The sequence below is a fragment of the Sporosarcina highlanderae genome, from assembly GCF_030433715.1.
Taxonomy (GTDB): Bacteria; Bacillota; Bacilli; order Bacillales_A; family Planococcaceae; genus Sporosarcina; species Sporosarcina highlanderae.
In genome coordinates, this window is record NZ_JAROCC010000002.1 from 196,259 (window position 1) to 215,485 (window position 19,227).

Genomic DNA, 19,227 nt, shown 5'->3' on the forward strand with positions numbered 1-19,227 from the left:
TTTGGGGTAAAAACAAAGTCTTTGTGTTTTATATAACACAAAAACCATTATACAGTAATTGCGACAACAGCTGCACCGACTTGAATGCCGCATGCACGACCGAGCTTTTCCCTCGAATCGACATAGTTCACTTTGATGCCACGTGTCGTCGTTTCTCCAATTACAGGAGCGACTAACCGTTCATCAGCATCTTCGGCAATGAAAACTTCTTTCACTACACCTGACCTTATCGCTTTCACTGTTTGCTTTGTACCGATGATTGTCTTCTTTGCCTGCTCTACTTTTTCGTAAGACATTCGTACATCCTCCAAAGTACAGACATTCAACTATCAACCTTTTGTATATTACCACTTACAAGAAGACATGTCAACAAATAAAAAAATGGGGAGAGGATTTTTCTCTCCCCATTACAATCCAATACTTATTCTGCAGTTACTGCTTTTGTATCTTCGACCTTTTCCATTTGAATCTGGCGATAGCGTTGCATCCCCGTTCCAGCTGGTACAAGTTTACCGATGATGACATTCTCTTTCAAGCCTAACAATTCATCAGTTTTCCCTTTGATTGCTGCATCAGTCAAGACACGAGTCGTTTCTTGGAACGATGCTGCAGATAGGAATGATTCCGTCTCAAGTGAAGCTTTCGTAATACCGAGAATGACCGGACGTGATGTAGCTGGCACTTTTCCACTTTTTAGAACTACTGCATTTGCATCCGCGAACTGATGGATGTCAAGCAACGAACCTGGGAGTAGGTCAGTGTCTCCAGCTTCGATGACACGCACTTTGCGAAGCATTTGGCGAACCATAACTTCAACGTGCTTATCACCGATTTCAACACCTTGCATACGGTATACTTTTTGAACTTCTTTAAGAAGGTATTCTTGGACTGTAGCAACGTCTTTTACAACAATCAACTCTTTAGGGTCGATAGAACCTTCTGTTATGCTATCTCCTCGTTCAATCGAGTCGCCGACTTGCACTTTCAATCGGGCGTTGTATGGAGCAAGATACTTGCGCGTCTCCACATTTCCTTGAATTGTGATTTCCTTCTGACCTTCACGGATTTCATCAATCTCAGTTACTTCACCTTTGATCTCAGAGATGACCGCTTGCCCTTTAGGATTTCGAGCTTCAAAGATTTCCTGGATACGTGGAAGACCGGATGTGATATCATCCCCGGCAACCCCACCTGTATGGAATGTACGCATCGTAAGCTGTGTTCCTGGCTCCCCGATAGATTGAGCAGCGATGATACCGACTGCTTCGCCGACCTCAACTGCTTCACCTGTCGCAAGGTTGATGCCATAACACTTCTTACAAACACCGTGTTTCGCATTACATGTGAATGCAGAACGAATAGTAACTGTTTCGATTCCAGCTTCGATAATTGCAGCACCCAGATCCGCGGTGATTAGGCCATCCTTCGGCACAATCACTTCACCTGTTTCAGGATGACGGATTGTTTTCTTCGTGTGACGTCCTTCGATACGCTCATCCAATGTCTCGATGACTTCCGAGCCTTCCCTAAGTGCGCTGATTTCCAGACCGCGGTCAGTTCCGCAATCATCCTCACGTACAATGACATCCTGCGCAACGTCAACAAGACGACGTGTCAAGTAACCGGAGTCAGCCGTTTTCAACGCTGTATCCGCAAGACCTTTACGGGCACCATGCGTAGAAATGAAGTACTCAAGTACTGTCAGACCTTCACGGAATGACGATTTAATTGGTAATTCGATAATACGACCAGCCGGGTTCGCCATCAATCCACGCATACCAGCAAGTTGGGTGAAGTTGGACGCGTTACCACGGGCACCTGAGTCACTCATCATATAAATCGGGTTCGTATTTTCAAGTGAGTCCATCAATTTATCTTGGATAATGTCTTTCGCGTTACTCCAGTAAGAGATAACACGGTCATAACGCTCTTCTTCCGTAATAAGTCCACGACGGAATTGCTGCATGACCTTATCCACTTTACTTTGAGCATCCTGTAAGATTTCGTCTTTGTTCGGCAAAACGACGATATCTGAAATACCGACCGTAATACCTGCTCGAGTCGAATACTTGAAACCAAGATTTTTCATCCGGTCAAGCATTCTTGAAGTTTCCGTGATGTGGAACTTCTTAAAGATTTCCGAGATGATATTACCAAGGATTTTCTTACGGAACGGAAGTACTAATTCCGCATTTCGGATATGCTCTTTTATGTTCACAGTACCATCAATGAAATATTTATCCGGCGTTTCAATCTGCAAGTTGTGATTCGTCGGTTCATTAATGTAAGGGAACGATTCAGGAAGGATTTCATTGAAGATTAGCTTCCCTACCGTCGTTAATAAAAGCTTGCGGTTCTGTTCCTCAGTGAACGTCGGATTATTCAACGAGCTTGCCTGGACGGCAATTCTTGTATGAAGATGAACATGCCCCGTTTGATATGCAATCAAGGCTTCGTTCATGCTGCTGAAAATAGATCCTTCTCCGACAGATCCTGCCCTTTCGAGCGTAAGGTAGTAGTTACCCAATACCATGTCTTGGGATGGTGTAACGACAGGTTTTCCGTCCTTAGGATTCAAAATGTTTTGTGCAGCAAGCATTAACAGGCGCGCCTCTGCTTGTGCTTCAGCCGAAAGCGGAACGTGAACAGCCATTTGGTCACCGTCAAAGTCGGCGTTGTAGGCCGTACATACGAGCGGATGAAGTTGGATAGCGCGGCCTTCAACCAACATAGGCTCGAACGCTTGGATCCCAAGTCTATGAAGAGTAGGGGCCCGGTTTAGTAAGACTGGATGCTCCCTAATAACATCTTCAAGGACATCCCACACTTCAGAATGCAAACGTTCAATCTTACGCTTCGCACTCTTGATGTTATGAGCAAGTCCGCGTTCAACTAATTCCTTCATGACAAATGGCTTGAATAACTCGATTGCCATTTCCTTCGGAAGACCACATTGATACATTTTCAAGTTAGGACCAACAACGATAACTGAACGACCAGAATAGTCCACCCGTTTACCCAATAGGTTTTGACGGAAGCGCCCTTGCTTCCCTTTCAACATATGGGAGAGGGATTTCAACGGACGATTCCCAGGACCTGTTACTGGACGTCCACGACGACCATTATCGACAAGCGCATCGACAGCCTCCTGCAACATCCTTTTTTCGTTTTGCACGATGATGCCAGGTGCTCCAAGGTCAAGTAGACGCTTCAATCGATTGTTCCGGTTAATGACCCTACGGTACAGATCATTCAAGTCGGAAGTAGCGAAACGACCACCATCCAATTGCACCATTGGACGCAATTCTGGAGGAATGACCGGTAGCACTTCAAGAACCATCCATTCAGGACGGTTTCCGGAATTACGGAAGGATTCAACAACTTCAAGACGTCTGATCGCACGTGTGCGACGTTGTCCTTGAACCGTCTTCAGCTCTTCCTTCAGCATTTCAGTTTCTTTATCAAGATCGATTGCTTTAAGTAGTTGTTCGATTGCCTCTGCGCCCATCAACGCTTGGAATTTAGAACCGTATTTTTCACGATACAGTCTATATTCCTTTTCAGAAAGCAGTTGCTTTCTTTCAAGTGGTGTATCTGCAGGGTCAACGACAACGTAAGATGCGAAATAAATGATTTCTTCCAACGCACGCGGTGTCATATCTAAAATAAGACCCATTCTGCTTGGAATGCCTTTGAAATACCAAATATGCGTGACAGGTGCTGCAAGCTCGATATGCCCCATACGTTCACGGCGCACTTTTTGACGCGTTACTTCAACTCCGCATCGATCACAAACGACACCTTTGTAACGTACACGTTTATATTTTCCGCAATGACATTCCCAGTCCTTTGTAGGTCCGAAAATCCTTTCACAGAACAAACCATCCTTCTCAGGCTTCAACGTACGATAGTTGATCGTTTCAGGTTTTTTCACTTCACCATAAGACCAAGAACGAATTTTATCCGGTGAAGCAAGGCCGATTTTCATATACTCAAAATTGTTTACATCTATCAAGGAGCCTACCTCCCTCTTATCTTATCTCCACGATGGATCCTCATCATTTATCAATATCGTATAAAAATAGGGGAGCATTCGGTGCTCCCCTATTCACTTGCAAACATTTTATCGTTAAATCAAACTGTTTGATCTTCAGTCATGAGATTCAATGCGTCTGTTGGTTGCATATCATCGTCATCATCAAGATCGCGCATTTCAATTTCCTCGAACTCTTCAGTCAGCATTTTAACGTCCAACCCAAGGCTTTGAAGTTCTTTGATCAATACCTTGAACGATTCAGGAACACCTGGTTGCGGAACGCTTTGACCTTTGACAATCGCTTCGTATGTTTTCACACGGCCAACGACGTCATCGGATTTGACAGTAAGAATTTCTTGTAGTGTATAAGCGGCACCGTATGCTTCAAGTGCCCACACTTCCATCTCCCCGAAACGCTGTCCACCGAATTGGGCTTTACCTCCAAGTGGCTGTTGCGTTACAAGCGAGTATGGTCCTGTAGAACGAGCGTGTAGCTTATCATCGACCATGTGGGCAAGTTTGATCAAGTACATGACCCCAACGGATACACGGCTATCAAACGCCTCACCAGAGCGGCCATCGTATAGAATCGTCTTACCATCACGGTCCATCCCTGCTTCTTCCATTGTCGACCAAACGTCTTCTTCGTTTGCACCGTCAAATACTGGCGAAGCCATATGGACGCCCAAATTCCGCGCGGCCATTCCTAAATGCAATTCAAGAACCTGTCCGATGTTCATACGGGATGGAACACCTTGTGGGTTCAACATGACATCTACAGGAGTTCCGTCAGGAAGATACGGCATGTCAGATTCAGGTAAGATACGGGAGATAACCCCTTTATTACCATGTCGACCGGCCATTTTATCCCCAACCGAGATCTTACGTTTTTGGACGATATACGCACGGACGAGTTGGTTTACGCCAGGCGGCAATTCGTCACCGTCTTCACGGTTGAACACTTTTACGTCAAGGACAATCCCGCCCGCACCGTGTGGAACACGTAATGATGTATCCCTTACTTCACGTGCTTTTTCACCGAAAATAGCATGAAGAAGTCTTTCTTCAGCCGTTAGTTCAGTAACCCCTTTTGGCGTTACCTTACCGACTAAGATATCACCATCGCGAACTTCTGCTCCGATACGGATGATGCCGCGGTCATCAAGGTTTCTAAGCGCCTCTTCCCCGACATTCGGAATATCTCTTGTGATTTCTTCAGGTCCAAGTTTCGTATCCCGTGCTTCCGATTCGTATTCTTCGATGTGAATCGATGTGAATACATCATCTTTCACGAGACGTTCACTCATAATGATGGCATCCTCGTAGTTGTATCCATCCCATGTCATGAAGGCAACAAGAACGTTACGACCAAGCGCAAGCTCTCCTTGTTCCATTGAAGAACCGTCCGCAATAATATCGCGTGGTTTTACACGATCTCCGACACTAACAATCGGACGTTGGTTATAGCAAGTCCCTTGGTTAGAGCGAATAAAGTTCTCAAGCTTGTAAATAGTAAGGTCACCCTTAACTTCTTTGCCATCCACCGTTTCGATGCGACGGACACGGATTTCCCTTGCTTCTACATGCTCAACAATTCCATGGAATTTCGAAAGAACTGCAGCACCTGAATCACGCGCTGACACATGCTCCATTCCAGTTCCAACAAATGGCGCTTCCGGGTTCAATAAAGGTACCGCTTGACGTTGCATGTTCGCACCCATCAATGCACGGTTGGAGTCGTCGTTTTCAAGGAACGGAATACATGCTGTCGCGGCAGACACAACCTGTTTAGGAGATACATCCATATAGTCGATCTGTTCACGTTTGAATACTGTGTTGTCACCTTGGAAACGTCCAACGACTTCTTCATTGACATACGAACCGTCATCGTTAAGTGGAGCATTTGCTTGAGCAACGACATAGTTATCTTCCATATCGGCAGTCAAATAGTCGATACGAGCAGTGACGCGGTTAGTTTCCGGGTCAACCTTTCGATAAGGAGTTTCAATGAATCCGAATTTATTCACTCTCGCAAATGTCGATAGGGAGTTGATCAAACCGATGTTCGGACCCTCTGGAGTTTCAATTGGACACATACGTCCGTAGTGGGAGTAGTGGACGTCACGCACTTCCATGCCTGCACGTTCCCTTGTCAAACCACCAGGCCCTAATGCGGATAGTCTACGCTTATGCGTCAACTCGGCAAGCGGGTTCGTCTGATCCATGAATTGTGAGAGCTGTGAACTTCCGAAAAACTCTTTAATCGATGCGATAACCGGTCTGATATTGATCAATTGCTGAGGCACGATAGACTGAGTGTCATTGATAGACATACGTTCTTTTACGACACGTTCCATACGGGACAGCCCGATACGGAATTGGTTTTGAAGCAATTCACCTACAGAACGAAGGCGTCGATTTCCAAGATGGTCGATATCGTCCGTATTTCCTACCCCGTGCAGCAAGTTGAAGAAGTAGCTGATGGATGCCACAATATCTGCTGGCGTTACATTTTTCACCGCTTCATCAATATTCGCATTGGAGATGACATTGATTACTTGCTTCTCTTCACTTTTCGGTGCGTAGATCTTAATTGTTTGAATTGTGATGTCTTCTTCAAGAACTCCACCTACATGGGAGATTTCTTGAATCCCAACTCCCTTTTCAAGGTGAGGAAGTAGACGGTCCAATGTTCTACGGTCGATAAGCTGATCCTTTTCGACAAGAATTTCACCTGTTTCAGGATCTACAAGAGTTTCTGCGACTGTCTGGTTGAAGAGACGGTTTTGCAGATGTAACTTTTTGTTCATCTTGTATCGTCCGACATTCGCCAAGTCATATCTTTTCGGGTCGAAGAAACGAGAGAATAACAGGCTTTTCGCGCTGTCTAACGTTGGTGGCTCACCAGGACGTAGGCGTTCATAAATTTCAAGCAAAGCCTTTTCGGAGTTTTCCGTGTTATCCTTTTCAAGCGTATTTAGTAAGTATTCATTCTCACCGATCAAATCGATGATTTCCTGATCTGTAGAAAAACCAAGTGCACGTAGAAGGACCGTGATTGGCAATTTCCTTGTGCGGTCAATTCGGACATGAACGACATCCTTAGCATCCGTTTCATATTCCAACCAAGCACCACGGTTTGGAATTACGGTAGCTGCAAATCCGCGCTTTCCGTTTTTATCCGTCTTGTCATTGTAATAGACACTCGGGGATCGAACTAACTGGGATACGATAACCCTTTCCGCACCGTTGATAATGAAAGTTCCGTTTTCCGTCATAAGCGGGAAGTCGCCCATGAAAACGTCCTGTTCTTTCACTTCTTCTGTTTCCTTGTTATGCAAGCGCACCTTTACGCGTAACGGTGCTGCGTAAGTTACATCGCGCTCTTTTGATTCATCAACAGGGTATTTCGGTTCACCAAGTTGATAATCAATGAATTCCAACGAAAGATTACCTGTGAAATCCTGGATCGGAGAAATATCACGGAACATTTCCCGTAATCCTTCTTCCAAGAACCACTCATAAGATGCCGTCTGGATTTCAATCAAATTCGGCAGCTCGAGAACTTCATTGATCCGCGCGAAACTTCTGCGCTGACGGTGTTGACCATACTGAACTAAATGACCTGTCAACTATTTCACCCCTCAAAACAATATTAGTCTTTGCGAAATCATAAAAATGGTGTATGATATCGAAAAACAAAAAGAAAACGAGTTCCGGCAAGAGCTCATTTTCGGTTTAACAATCTTTTATCCATTGCCAGTATGCCTTAGATTTCCAAAACTTATGCAAAAGGGCACACGAACGCATTATATTATTTATGCATTTTACAATACTATCACAAGAGACCAATTGCGTCAATGCTTTTTTGGGCTTTCAGTATAAAATACCCTTTTTTCTTCTCCACTATTTCTACGTTTCCGAAGAGCTCTGTCAAGTGAGCCATTGTCGAAGGAGCGCCTTGCTTCTTCTGAATGACAACCCACAACTCTCCTTTAGCTGCCAATTTCAAATATGCTCCATCGTATATTTTGAATACCGTCTCTTTTCCTGCCCGGATAGGCGGGTTCGTCAATATTGCGGCGAATCCTTCCGATTCCACAGCAGACAATGCGTCACTTGGATAAATCTCCACGTTCTCTATATTGTTTAATCCTGCATTCTCTTTTGCCAACGACATCGCCCGTTCATTCACATCGACCATTTGGATATTCCGATCCGGAAAAGATACGGCAATTGACAAGCCAATCGGTCCATACCCGCAACCGACATCCAACAGATCGCCTTCTATTTCAGGCATGATGAAGGATTCAGCTAACAGGCGAGAGCCAAAATCCACCTCACCTTTACTAAATACGCCAGCATCTGTCTTAAAACGCAGCCTCTGATCACGTATCGTAGCATGCCATTCTCTCGGATCACTTTTCACCGAAGGATTTTTTGAATAATAATGTTCAGACATCTCGATCCTCCCTTCACTTGAAAGGTTGCATTTTTTGAAGATAAAAAAACGAAGAAAAGCCCGTCCGAATTCGACGAGCCTTCCTTCATCTATAAAGAAATTACTTAACTTCTACGCCAGCGCCAACTTCTTCAAGTTTAGCTTTCATTTCTTCAGCTTCTTCTTTAGAGATGCCTTCTTTGATTGCTTTAGGAGCGTTATCAACTACTTCTTTCGCTTCTTTCAAGCCTAGGCCAGTAAGTTCACGAACAACTTTGATAACCTTAATTTTTTGGTCTCCTGCAGATGCAAGAATTAGGTCGAATTCAGTTTGCTCAGCAGCAGCTTCACCAGCACCTGCTCCGCCAACCATTGCAACTGGAGCTGCAGCAGTTACGCCGAATTCTTCTTCGATAGCTTTTACAAGATCGTTCAATTCAAGAACTGTCATTTCTTTAATCGCGTCAAGGATTTGTTCTTTAGTCATTATATTTTCCTCCTAAATAGGTTTTGTTTTGTCGGGAATTACCCCGCAGATTTTTGTTCAGGCCACCAGATTAAGCGCCTTGTTCCTCTTTTTGCTCTGCAACTGCTTTTGTTGCAAGCGCGAAGTTGCGCATTGGAGCTTGAAGAACGCTGAGTAGCATGGAAAGAAGACCTTCGCGTGATGGAAGTTCAGCCAACGCTTTAACTTCTTCAACAGAAGCGATTTGTCCTTCGATCACACCTGCTTTGATCTCAAGTTTGTCGTTCTTTTTAGCGAAATCATTAAGGATTTTAGCCGGAGCTACAACATCTTCAGTTGAGAATGCAATTGCATTCGGTCCTGTCAAATGTTCGTTCAACCCTTCAAGACCCGCTGATTCAGCAGCACGACGTGACATCGAGTTTTTGTAAACTTTGAAGTCGATACCTGCATCACGAAGCTGTTTACGAAGTTCTGTAACTTGGCTGACGTTCAGACCACGATAGTCTACAACGACAACAGAAACTGCTGATTTCAATTTGCCTGAAATCTCTTCAACTACTGCTTGTTTAGCCTCTAATACTTTGCTCATCTTGACACCTCCTGTAAGAATGTCACTTATACCGATATGAAAAGCCCTCGCAGTCCACATTGTAGACCACGAGGGCAGAAAAGTCGTCATCTTTAATAAAAGAGCGTCTTGTCCTCGGCAGGATGATTATGCGTTTAACGCCCCTGCTGTCTACGGTACAAATGATTAAGTTTCGCAACAAACGAAATCTTATCATAAAGATTTCATGCTTGTCAACAGTTTTTTATTTAATAACTACAGACGATGGATCGATTTTCACCGCAGGACCCATAGTAGTCGTAACGTTTACAGACTTCATGTAAGTCCCTTTCGCTGCAGCTGGTTTAGCTTTTTGAATTGTTTCAAATACAGTTTTAAAGTTTTCTTCAAGCTTTTCGTTGTCGAAAGAAGCTTTTCCGATTGGCGCGTGGATGATACCAGCTTTGTCCGCACGGTATTCAACTTTACCTGCTTTGATTTCTGCAACAGCCTTAGCAACATCAAATGTCACTGTGCCTGTTTTAGGGTTCGGCATTAGGCCTTTCGGTCCTAATACACGACCAATTTTACCAACTTCGCCCATCATGTCCGGAGTTGCAACGATTACGTCGAAATCGAACCAGCCTTGTTGGATTTTAGTGATGTATTCAGCATCTCCTGCATAGTCTGCACCAGCAGCTTCCGCTTCTTTCAATTTTTCGCCTTTCGCGAAAACTAGAACGCGTTGAGTTTTACCAGTTCCGTTTGGAAGCACAACTGCTCCACGGATTTGCTGGTCGTTTTTACGAGTGTCGATCCCAAGACGGAATGCCACTTCAACTGTTGCGTCAAAGTTGACTGTGCTTGTTTTCTTAGCAAGCTCAATCGCTTCTTTCAAGTCATACACTTGTGTGCGATCTACAAGCTTCGCCGCTTCAGTGAATTTTTTACCTCTTTTAGCCATTGTAAATTTCCTCCTCTAGTGGTTTTAACGGATTGAACCTCCCACGAATAAGGGTTGCGTGTTCCTAAGAACAAGCGCAACCCCCACTACAAAGATACATTCGCGCATGCGATCAGAATCAGTCTTCGATTGTGATTCCCATACTGCGAGCAGTACCTTCAACCATTGCCATCGCCGCTTCAACCGATGCTGCGTTTAGGTCTTCCATTTTTTGTTCTGCAATTTCGCGAACTTTATCACGTTTTACAGTAGCTACCTTCTTTTTGTTAGGTTCGCCTGAACCTTTTTGAAGATTAGCTGCAACTTTCAGCAAAACTGCTGCTGGTGGAGTTTTTGTAATGAATGTGAATGAACGGTCCTCAAATACAGTTATTTCAACAGGAATGATTAGACCTGCTTGATCTGCTGTGCGTGCATTGAAATCTTTACAGAATCCCATGATGTTAACACCTGCTTGACCTAGTGCTGGTCCAACCGGTGGAGCTGGGTTAGCTTTACCTGCAGGGATTTGCAATTTCACAATTTTGGTTACTTTTTTAGCCACGAGACACACCTCCTTAAGTCCGTGATGTGGTAATTGGGTTGCCCCTCCCACTCAATATGTGTCTGCCGGTTTCATCCGGTAGAATTTGGTTAATCCGCCCAGGCTGTTTTGTTTACAGTCTGACCTTTGAAATGATACCACTATTTTGCTTGTCTTGCAAGTGATATTTATGATAATTTTTGAACTTGCTCAAAGTCAAGTTCCATAATCGTTTCTCTGCCGAACATATCCACAGAAACACGAACTTTTCCTTTGTCTATATCGATTTCTTCCACTTTCCCTTGGAAGTGTGCAAACGGTCCGTCAAGCACTTCGATCATTTCGCCAACTTCGAAATCAGCTTCAGCCTTGCGTTCTTTCATACCCATTTGCTTAAGGATGAAATCGACTTCTTCCGGTAGGAGTGGAGTCGGTTTTGCGCCTCCGCCCGAAGAACCTATGAAACCTGTAACTCCCGGTGTATTTCTAACGACATACCAAGAATCGTCCGTCATGATGATTTCCACAAGGACGTAGCCAGGAAATGTCTTTTTCATAACCGTCCGCTTTTTGCCGTCTTTAAAGTCTGTTTCCTGTTCTTCAGGGATTACTACTCGAAATATCTTATCTTGCATACCCATTGTCTCGACACGTTTTTCAAGGTTGGCTTTCACCTTATTTTCATAACCTGAATACGTATGGACAACGTACCAATTTTTCTCCATTTCCATAATGACAAGGACTGTGTGTCCGTCCCTCCTTTTTATTAACGCTATCTAAAATTTGATGTATTTTTGAGAAATGAAAAAACCCGTTCATTTAACAAGACGGGATATTTTCAACAGGGATATTCATACTGCACGGGATATTTTCAACAGGGATATTCATACTGCATTACTTATTATAACCCAACATACCATTCCATTACTTCAGAAATGCCCAAATCTACAAGACCGAAATAAACTGCCATGAAAACTACTGTAAAGATAACGACAATTGTATAACGTGTCAATTCTTTCTTTTTCGGCCAGCTTACTTTCCGCATTTCAGAGACAACAGATTTTAAAAATCCGGTAATCTTACCCATTTATAAACCTCCGAACACTAAATTGTTTGTTTATGTTCTGTATGTGCATTACATTGTTTGCAAAACTTCTTAACTGCGAACCGGATTGTAGATTGCTTATTCCCCTCAGGGACAACATAGTTTCTTGATCCACAATCATTGCAGCTTAAGATCATCTTTTTAGACATTATCTCACCCGAAATTTCTATTGTTGCAAAAAATGCTTGTCAACTGTCTAAGTAATTTGTCATTGTCTTGCTAAAGAGTACCACCTAACATTCCTGATGTCAACATGACGGGAATTGTTCGGCAACCTATTACACAAGTATTCAAAATACGACATCAACCTGCATATGTCGCTCAAGCTTCCGTTTAATCCGTTGTAAAGCATTGTCCACTGATTTCACTTGCCGGTTCAACTCGTCTGATATTTCCTGATAAGATTGTCCTTCCAAATACAGTGAAAGTACTTGTTTTTCAAGCTCACTGAGAACTTTATTGATTTCCCCCTCCATTTGGATGAAGTCCTCCTTATGAATTATCAAGTCTTCCGGATCGTCCAGCACCGAGCCACCAATTACATCCAGTAGCGTGCGATCAGAATCTTCGTCATAAACAGGCTTGTCCAATGATACAGAGGTGTTCAACGGGATATGCTTTTGTCTTGTTGCCGTCTTGATAGCTGTGATGATTTGCCTTGTAATGCACAGTTCCGCAAATGCCCTGAAGGAACTCAATCGATCCATTCGGAAGTCCCGGATTGCTTTGTAGAGACCAATCATTCCTTCCTGGATGATGTCTTCCCTATCCCCACCCGTCATGAAATATGACCGCGCTTTCATTTTTACGAATGGTTGATATTTTGTGATAAGGAAATCCAGTGCATCCGTACCGCCTTCCTGAATACGGACTATAAGCTCTTCATCGGAAAGCTTTGTGAAGTCTTTTATTTCCCCCTGAACGTAAGTCTTTCCCACCAATCGCCACACCCCGATTCATCATTGCGTTTCAACCAGTATACCGTATGGAAAATTTTTGAGTCAACCGTTCATTTCAATCCACGACGCCATTTTTCAAATATTTCTGCCACCTCGTCAGACAGTTGAATCTTTGAAGACGGACGCTGTTCCTGAATAACCTTCACATTATTTGTAATCAATTTATCGATTTCATTCATTTCAATTTCAAGTTCTCTGGCTGATTTTCTAAGGGCTCCTTGGGCAAATATGACCCATTGTTCAGTCATATCCGAGGTTGCAACATGAATTTGAACACGACGTCCACTAAGCTCAGACACCATTTTTTCAATTCGTTCGTCTGCAGTTTCGTTTTCACGGGTGAAGACGATTTCAACTTGGTGTTTCTTATTTTTCTTCTCTATCCCAGGCATAAGGTGCGCATCAAAAAGAATAATGACGCGCCAGCCCGTATGCGCTTTGTACTCAGCCATCCGTTCAATAAGCCTGTCGCGGGCATCAGAGAGACTTTCAAGCTTTAACTTTCTAAGTTCCGGCCACGCCCCAATTACGTTATACCCGTCGACTAACAAAATCTCCTGTTTCATGACCCCGATAGTTGTGGGGTGCGCTTACGCAATACTTCATACATGAGTAAGGAAGCTGCTACGGAGGCGTTCAACGAGGTGACATGTCCAACCATTGGCAAATGGTAGAGAAAGTCGCATTTCTCCTTCAGGATACGTGACATTCCTTTGCCTTCACTGCCAATGACAATTGCTAACGGAAGGGTTGCGTCCATCGACCGGTAGTCCTTGGAGCCTTTCGCATCCGTTCCCGCAATCCAGACACCCGATTTCTTTAATTCATCGACTGTTTGAGAGAGATTGTTCACACGGACGACCGGTATATGCTCAATTGCCCCTGTTGATGCTTTTGCAACAACACCCGTCAAGCCGACGGACCGACGTTTCGGTATAATGATTCCATGCACTCCCGTCGCATCAGCCGTCCTAAGAATCGAACCAAGATTATGCGGATCTTCAAGTTCGTCTAAAATAAGGAAAAATGGATCCTCACCACGATTTTTCGCACTAGCAAATAAATCGTCCAATTCAGCGTATGAATAAGCCGCCACAGAAGCGATGATACCTTGGTGATTGACGTCAAGCATGCCGTCCAATTTCTGCTTCGGTACCGCTTGCACAATAACACCTGACTGTTTCGCCAAGGACAAGATTTCCCCGATGCCTTTTTTATTCAATCCTTCCGCAATCCAGATCTTGTTCAGTTCCCGACCAGAGCGAAGTGCCTCCGCGACTGGGTTTTTACCGCCGATCAATTCCGATTCCTGATTCGTCATGTTATTCCCTCCTCTTTAGGATTTTCCGTTTTCTGACTTTCCGTTTTCAATAAAGCGTATCGTTTCACTAATGAATTCCTTTACCCGATCATCTCTTCCAAGCAAATATAAATATCCAAGGACCGCCTCGAAACCCGAGCTATGATTGTATGTCACAACGTCGGTATTTTTAGGGACGGATCCCGATTTCGCATTTCGGCCACGGCGCAAGACCGCTTCCTCTTCTTCAGAGAGGAAGCCGGTATCCTGCATCATTTTGACGGCTGACGCCTGGGCTTTGGCGGAAACATAACGAGTCGCTTCTTTATGAAGGATGTTCGGCTTAACCCGACCCAAGCGCAGCAAATGCTCTCGTACCGCCTGCTCGTAAACCGCATCTCCCATATAGGCAAGCGCAAGCGCGTTCAGTTGTTTTACATCTGCATCACGCAACGTGTACACATCTGTCATCCCCTCTTCCACCGCGTTCCTTGTGCGGTATCTTCAAGAATGATGCCCTTATCTTTCAATAGATCCCTGATTTCATCCGAACGACCGAAATTCCTTTCACGGCGTGCTGTCAGACGTTCTTCGATGAGCGCTTCAATCTCGTCATCCAACAAATCTTCATCTGCGAACGGCAAGCCTAACACTTCCATCAGGTGTTCGAAAGCGGATATGAAGGAATTAAGGACTTCCGTCTGCGTATTCTTTTCTAACTGATATAAATTCGCAACCTTCACAAGCTCGAAAATGGCTGCAATGCCATTTGCCGTATTAAAGTCATCATCCATCGCAACTTCGAATAAACGTACAGCTTCATCCACTTTATTCTTCCAAATATCCTGTTGGTCACCTAATTCCGTTGACGATTTCAACCGGTGTTTCAAATTCGTATAAGCCGTTTGAATACGGTCCAATCCATTCGCAGCGCTTTCCACAAGTTCCTGCGCAAAATTGACAGGGTGTCGGTAATGGACGGAGAGTATGAAAAAGCGAAGTACTCTTGGGTCAATCTGCTTACGTATGTCGTTGACAAGGACAAAGTTTCCAAGTGATTTAGACATTTTTTCATTATCAATATTAATATACCCATTATGCATCCAGAAACGCGCGAATTGCTTGCCCGTCATCGCTTCTGATTGCGCAATTTCATTCTCATGATGAGGGAATGTTAAATCCTGACCACCTGCATGAATGTCAATCGTATCACCCAAATGCTCCCTTGCCATTACAGAACATTCGATATGCCAACCTGGTCGCCCGTGGCCCCATGGGCTTTCCCATGAAATCTCGCCTTCTTTTGCGGATTTCCATAACGCGAAGTCCAGCGAGTTTTCTTTAATTTCGCTTTCCTCAATACGTGCCCCGACTTTCAACTCATCGATTGACTGATGGGACAATTTCCCGTATCCATCAAACTTTCGCGTCCGGTAATAGACGTCTCCCTGTGCTTCATAGGCAAAACCTTTTTCGATCAGCACTTGGATGAATGCGATGATGTCACCGATATGTTCTGTTACTCGCGGATGTGCATCCGCCTTTGCGCAACCAAGTGCACCGACATCTTCGAAATAGGCGTTGATGAATCGGTCGGTGAGTTCGCCGACTTCTTCTCCAAGCTCATTGGCCGTCCTGATGATTTTGTCGTCGATATCCGTGAAGTTGGAGACGTAATTCACGTCAAACCCACGATATTCCAAATAGCGTCGCACTGTATCGAAAACAATGACTGGTCTTGCGTTACCGATATGAATGTAGTTGTAAACGGTAGGTCCGCACACATACATTTTAACTTTCCCTTCCTCCATTGGGATGAAAGGCTCCTTCTTGCGTGTAAGTGTATTATAAATTTGAATACTCATCGGTTTCCCCTTCCTTCTTTTCCAGTTTTTTAAGCCGATTTTTCAATTCCGCAATTTCGTTTTCAAGTCGATTACAAATATCTGAAACAGGGTCCGGTAAATTTTGATGATCGTGTTTATCCTTCACCCGAACGCCATTCGATATGACGACTGTACCGGGTATGCCGACGACCGTCGAGTCAGGCGGCACATCTTTTAGAACGACAGAGCCCGCCCCAACCTTGCTATTCTCACCTATCGTAATCGAACCTAATACTTTCGCGCCCGATGCGACAAGTACATTATTTTCAAGAGTCGGATGTCGCTTCCCTTTCTCCTTGCCAGTTCCTCCTAACGTAACGCCTTGATAGAGCGTAACGTCATCGCCTATTTCACAAGTCTCACCGATGACAATTCCCATACCATGGTCGATAAATAGACGCCTGCCAATCGTTGCCCCCGGATGAATTTCAATTCCTGTGAAGAACCGGCTGATCTGTGAAATGACTCTCGCCAAAAACAACATGTTCTTCTTGTAAAATGCGTGGGCAACTCTGTGTGCCCATACTGCATGGAGGCCGGAATACGTTAGTACAACTTCCAACGTACTCCGTGCTGCAGGATCCTGTTCAAATATGCATTGTATATCTTCTCTCATCCTACGAAACACTTTTCTCGACCTCCCCTTGTATATTTCTCAAAAACACAAAAACGCCCCTGTCCATATATAGACAGAGGCGCAATATGCGCGGTTCCACTCCGCTTGGCAGAATACGTGAATCTTCTACCCGCTTGATGCCTTTAACGCTGGCGATGCGTCCGGCCTACTGTAGTGTTCGGCACGGCGCTCAAAGGGGCATTTCCACGATGCAGGGGCACGGATCACTTTCAGCCGGTGATGATCCTCTCTGTAGAGCGTGCATTGTGTACTTCTCCTTATCAAAGCTTTACTTTTTACTTTATGTCGTTTTCAATGATTGTACGTCAATTGTACAACGATTATGCATTAAGTCAACTATATTAAGCTCCGGCGTATTTCGAAACTCGTTCGATTGTTTTTTCTTTGCCGATTAACGCAATGGAATCTGGTAGTTCAGGTCCGTGTGCTTGGCCAGTCGCGACAACACGGATAGGCATGAATAGATTTTTCCCCTTATGGCCGGTTTCCTTTTGAACGGCTTTGATGGCGGCTTTAATTGAAGCCGGATCGAATGTTTCAAGTTCGCTCAATTGTTGTTTAAAGGATGCCATAACTTCCGGAACTTGTTCACCCGCAAGTATTTCCTTGGATTGTTCATCATATTCAATATGGTCATTGAAGAATTGGGCGGTCAGGTCGACGATCTCTGCACCGTAACTTAATTGCGCTTGGTAAAGGGCGATTAGGTCGTGTACCCACTGACGCTCTTCTTCTGTCATATTTTCACTAACGCGGTTAGCTGCTTGAAGATGCGGTAAAGTCAAATCGATTACTTCATCCAAGTTCAGTTTTTTCACATACTGGTTATTCATCCACGTTAGTTTCTGTTTATCGAACATCGATGGTGATTTGGATAGTCGGCTTTCGTCGAATAGTTTAACTAATTCATCATGGGAGAAGATTTCTTCTTCCCCGCCTGGTGACCATCCTAATAACGCGAAGAAGTTGAACATCGCTTCAGGCAAGTAACCAAGGTCCTTGTATTGAGAGATGAATTGGATGATTGACTCATCACGTTTCGAAAGCTTTTTACGATCTTCGTTAACAATCAATGTCATATGTCCGAAACGTGGGTATTCCCATCCGAACACATCGTAGACCATCAATTGTTTAGGTGTATTCGTCAAATGCTCTTCACCACGGAAGACGTGTGAAATTTCCATAAGATGATCATCGACGACAACTGCAAAATTGTATGTCGGGATGCCATTCGCTTTTACAAGCACCCAGTCGCCAACGTCTTTAGATTCGAAAGTGACTTCTCCACGCACTAAATCGTCGACCGTGTATGTAACGTTCTCAGGTACTCGCATGCGTATTGTGTAAGGCATGCCCGCGTCTTCCTTTTCAGCTACTTCTTCAGCTGTCAAATTGCGGCATGTACCTGCGTACATAGGTGCCGCTACACCCGCAGCCTTCTGTTTTTCACGCTCCGCCTCCAGTTCTTCAGGCGTACAGAAACATTTATAGGCATGCCCTTTATCAAGCATCTCTTGTGCATATTTCGTATAAATATCAAGGCGTTCCATTTGGCGATAAGGTCCGTACTCCCCGCCAATATCGACAGATTCATCATGATGGATTCCAAGCCACTTCAAGTTGTCCAGTTGGGATAGTTCACCTGCTTCGATATTCCGAACCGTATCGGTATCTTCGATTCGAACGATGAATTTTCCACCATGGTGCCGGGCGAATAGATAGTTGAACAATGCAGTCCGAGCTCCGCCGATATGTAAATGGCCAGTTGGACTTGGCGCATAACGTACACGTACTTCTTTTGTCATTTGAGTGCATCTCCGATCATCGTTAATTGCTCTGTAATTTTATCATTCAAAAAGACTTTTTAAAAGGATCAGGCTTTTTGAAGAAGAATCGTTGCCATTGAGGCAATCCCCTCTTCCCTTCCTGTAAATCCTAATTTCTCAGTAGTCGTTGCTTTAACGTTTACCTGCGTTATGTCCGCCTGAAGTAATTCTGCAATGCGGGCACGAATTGTTTCGATATGAGGCGCCATTTTTGGTCTTTGCGCGATAATTGTACAATCAATATTACCCAATTTATAGCCCTTTTCCTCAACAATTTCCCACACCTTTTGAAGGAGGACCGCTGAATCCGCGTCCTTGAATGCCGCATCCGTATCCGGGAAGTGTCTTCCGATATCTCCCTCTCCGATTGCCCCAAGCGCCGCATCGGTTACTGTATGCAAAAGTACATCCGCATCGGAATGCCCCGTTAATCCTTTATCGTGAGGGATTGTAATTCCGCCGATAATTAAAGGCCGACCCTCCTCAAACTGATGCACATCAAACCCTTGTCCAATTCGAATCATCTGAAATCCT

General features: G+C 44.3%; 19 protein-coding genes and 2 other annotated features. All 19 genes read right to left on the reverse strand.

Annotated elements, in window-relative coordinates:
* Positions 1–47: 47 nt before the first annotated feature.
* The gene (locus P5G49_RS03495; protein WP_301242066.1) at positions 48–296 is read right to left on the reverse strand and encodes a 50S ribosomal protein L7ae-like protein; all 249 of its coding nucleotides are present in this window, start codon (positions 294–296) and stop codon (positions 48–50) included.
* Positions 297–421: 125 nt separating this feature from the next.
* Complete coding sequence (gene rpoC / locus P5G49_RS03500; protein ID WP_301242067.1) at positions 422–4,015, reverse strand: DNA-directed RNA polymerase subunit beta'; 3,594 nt, start codon at positions 4,013–4,015, stop codon at positions 422–424.
* A gap of 119 nt (positions 4,016–4,134) precedes the next feature.
* The gene (gene rpoB / locus P5G49_RS03505; protein WP_301242068.1) at positions 4,135–7,668 is read right to left on the reverse strand and encodes a DNA-directed RNA polymerase subunit beta; all 3,534 of its coding nucleotides are present in this window, start codon (positions 7,666–7,668) and stop codon (positions 4,135–4,137) included.
* A gap of 206 nt (positions 7,669–7,874) precedes the next feature.
* Positions 7,875–8,498 carry a class I SAM-dependent methyltransferase gene (locus P5G49_RS03510; protein WP_301242069.1) on the reverse strand — a complete coding sequence of 208 codons (624 nt, stop codon included), beginning with the start codon at positions 8,496–8,498 and terminating at the stop codon, positions 7,875–7,877.
* 100 nt (positions 8,499–8,598) lie between these two features.
* Positions 8,599–8,964 (reverse strand): 50S ribosomal protein L7/L12, encoded by a 366-nt coding sequence (gene rplL / locus P5G49_RS03515; RefSeq protein WP_301242070.1) that lies wholly within the window; start codon positions 8,962–8,964, stop codon positions 8,599–8,601.
* A gap of 70 nt (positions 8,965–9,034) precedes the next feature.
* Positions 9,035–9,535: a 50S ribosomal protein L10 gene (gene rplJ / locus P5G49_RS03520; RefSeq protein ID WP_301242071.1), complete on the reverse strand. Its 501-nt coding sequence runs from the start codon at positions 9,533–9,535 to the stop codon at positions 9,035–9,037.
* A gap of 28 nt (positions 9,536–9,563) precedes the next feature.
* Positions 9,564–9,709 (reverse strand) — a sequence feature (ribosomal protein L10 leader region).
* A 49-nt stretch (positions 9,710–9,758) separates the two neighbouring features.
* The gene (gene rplA, locus P5G49_RS03525) at positions 9,759–10,457 is read right to left on the reverse strand and encodes a 50S ribosomal protein L1 (RefSeq protein WP_301242072.1); all 699 of its coding nucleotides are present in this window, start codon (positions 10,455–10,457) and stop codon (positions 9,759–9,761) included.
* Positions 10,458–10,575: 118 nt separating this feature from the next.
* Positions 10,576–11,001: a 50S ribosomal protein L11 gene (gene rplK, locus P5G49_RS03530; protein ID WP_191693394.1), complete on the reverse strand. Its 426-nt coding sequence runs from the start codon at positions 10,999–11,001 to the stop codon at positions 10,576–10,578.
* Between the two features lie 167 nt (positions 11,002–11,168).
* Positions 11,169–11,705 (reverse strand): transcription termination/antitermination protein NusG, encoded by a 537-nt coding sequence (nusG, locus tag P5G49_RS03535; protein ID WP_301242281.1) that lies wholly within the window; start codon positions 11,703–11,705, stop codon positions 11,169–11,171.
* 176 nt (positions 11,706–11,881) lie between these two features.
* Positions 11,882–12,067, reverse strand: coding sequence for a preprotein translocase subunit SecE (gene secE / locus P5G49_RS03540; protein WP_301242073.1), 186 nt, complete (start codon positions 12,065–12,067; stop codon positions 11,882–11,884).
* 17 nt (positions 12,068–12,084) lie between these two features.
* A complete protein-coding gene (rpmG, locus tag P5G49_RS03545) occupies positions 12,085–12,234 on the reverse strand; it encodes a 50S ribosomal protein L33 (protein WP_301242074.1) in 150 nt (49 codons plus the stop codon).
* Between the two features lie 141 nt (positions 12,235–12,375).
* Positions 12,376–13,023, reverse strand: coding sequence for an RNA polymerase sporulation sigma factor SigH (sigH, locus tag P5G49_RS03550; RefSeq protein ID WP_435877173.1), 648 nt, complete (start codon positions 13,021–13,023; stop codon positions 12,376–12,378).
* A gap of 71 nt (positions 13,024–13,094) precedes the next feature.
* The gene (locus P5G49_RS03555; RefSeq protein ID WP_301242076.1) at positions 13,095–13,610 is read right to left on the reverse strand and encodes an NYN domain-containing protein; all 516 of its coding nucleotides are present in this window, start codon (positions 13,608–13,610) and stop codon (positions 13,095–13,097) included.
* A complete protein-coding gene (gene rlmB, locus P5G49_RS03560; protein ID WP_301242077.1) occupies positions 13,607–14,365 on the reverse strand; it encodes a 23S rRNA (guanosine(2251)-2'-O)-methyltransferase RlmB in 759 nt (252 codons plus the stop codon). Before rlmB ends, P5G49_RS03555 begins: the two co-directional genes overlap by 4 nt.
* A 15-nt stretch (positions 14,366–14,380) precedes the next feature.
* Positions 14,381–14,815, reverse strand: coding sequence for a Mini-ribonuclease 3 (locus P5G49_RS03565; RefSeq protein ID WP_301242078.1), 435 nt, complete (start codon positions 14,813–14,815; stop codon positions 14,381–14,383).
* Entirely contained in the window at positions 14,812–16,209 is a 1,398-nt protein-coding gene (cysS, locus tag P5G49_RS03570; RefSeq protein ID WP_301242079.1) for a cysteine--tRNA ligase, read from the reverse strand. Before cysS ends, P5G49_RS03565 begins: the two co-directional genes overlap by 4 nt.
* On the reverse strand, positions 16,190–16,858 hold the full coding sequence (gene epsC / locus P5G49_RS03575) for a serine O-acetyltransferase EpsC (protein WP_301242080.1): 669 nt from the start codon (positions 16,856–16,858) through the stop codon (positions 16,190–16,192). Before epsC ends, cysS begins: the two co-directional genes overlap by 20 nt.
* Positions 16,859–16,918: 60 nt before the next feature.
* Positions 16,919–17,140, reverse strand: a binding site (T-box leader).
* A 68-nt stretch (positions 17,141–17,208) separates the two neighbouring features.
* Complete coding sequence (gene gltX, locus P5G49_RS03580) at positions 17,209–18,672, reverse strand: glutamate--tRNA ligase (protein ID WP_301242081.1); 1,464 nt, start codon at positions 18,670–18,672, stop codon at positions 17,209–17,211.
* 68 nt (positions 18,673–18,740) lie between these two features.
* Complete coding sequence (ispF, locus tag P5G49_RS03585; protein WP_301242082.1) at positions 18,741–19,217, reverse strand: 2-C-methyl-D-erythritol 2,4-cyclodiphosphate synthase; 477 nt, start codon at positions 19,215–19,217, stop codon at positions 18,741–18,743.
* Positions 19,218–19,227: the final 10 nt, after the last annotated feature.

Coding starts and splice junctions, on each gene's coding strand:
- P5G49_RS03565 (WP_301242078.1), bottom strand. CDS start 14,815: ATGACAGATGTGTACACGTTGCGTGATGCAGATGTAAAACAACTGAAC.
- gltX (WP_301242081.1), bottom strand. CDS start 18,672: ATGACAAAAGAAGTACGTGTACGTTATGCGCCAAGTCCAACTGGCCAT.
- ispF (WP_301242082.1), bottom strand. CDS start 19,217: ATGATTCGAATTGGACAAGGGTTTGATGTGCATCAGTTTGAGGAGGGT.
- rplJ (WP_301242071.1), bottom strand. CDS start 9,535: ATGAGCAAAGTATTAGAGGCTAAACAAGCAGTAGTTGAAGAGATTTCA.
- P5G49_RS03495 (WP_301242066.1), bottom strand. CDS start 296: ATGTCTTACGAAAAAGTAGAGCAGGCAAAGAAGACAATCATCGGTACA.
- cysS (WP_301242079.1), bottom strand. CDS start 16,209: ATGAGTATTCAAATTTATAATACACTTACACGCAAGAAGGAGCCTTTC.
- P5G49_RS03555 (WP_301242076.1), bottom strand. CDS start 13,610: ATGAAACAGGAGATTTTGTTAGTCGACGGGTATAACGTAATTGGGGCG.
- rlmB (WP_301242077.1), bottom strand. CDS start 14,365: ATGACGAATCAGGAATCGGAATTGATCGGCGGTAAAAACCCAGTCGCG.
- nusG (WP_301242281.1), bottom strand. CDS start 11,705: ATGGAGAAAAATTGGTACGTTGTCCATACGTATTCAGGTTATGAAAAT.
- P5G49_RS03510 (WP_301242069.1), bottom strand. CDS start 8,498: ATGTCTGAACATTATTATTCAAAAAATCCTTCGGTGAAAAGTGATCCG.
- rplL (WP_301242070.1), bottom strand. CDS start 8,964: ATGACTAAAGAACAAATCCTTGACGCGATTAAAGAAATGACAGTTCTT.
- rpmG (WP_301242074.1), bottom strand. CDS start 12,234: ATGTCTAAAAAGATGATCTTAAGCTGCAATGATTGTGGATCAAGAAAC.
- secE (WP_301242073.1), bottom strand. CDS start 12,067: ATGGGTAAGATTACCGGATTTTTAAAATCTGTTGTCTCTGAAATGCGG.
- rplA (WP_301242072.1), bottom strand. CDS start 10,457: ATGGCTAAAAGAGGTAAAAAATTCACTGAAGCGGCGAAGCTTGTAGAT.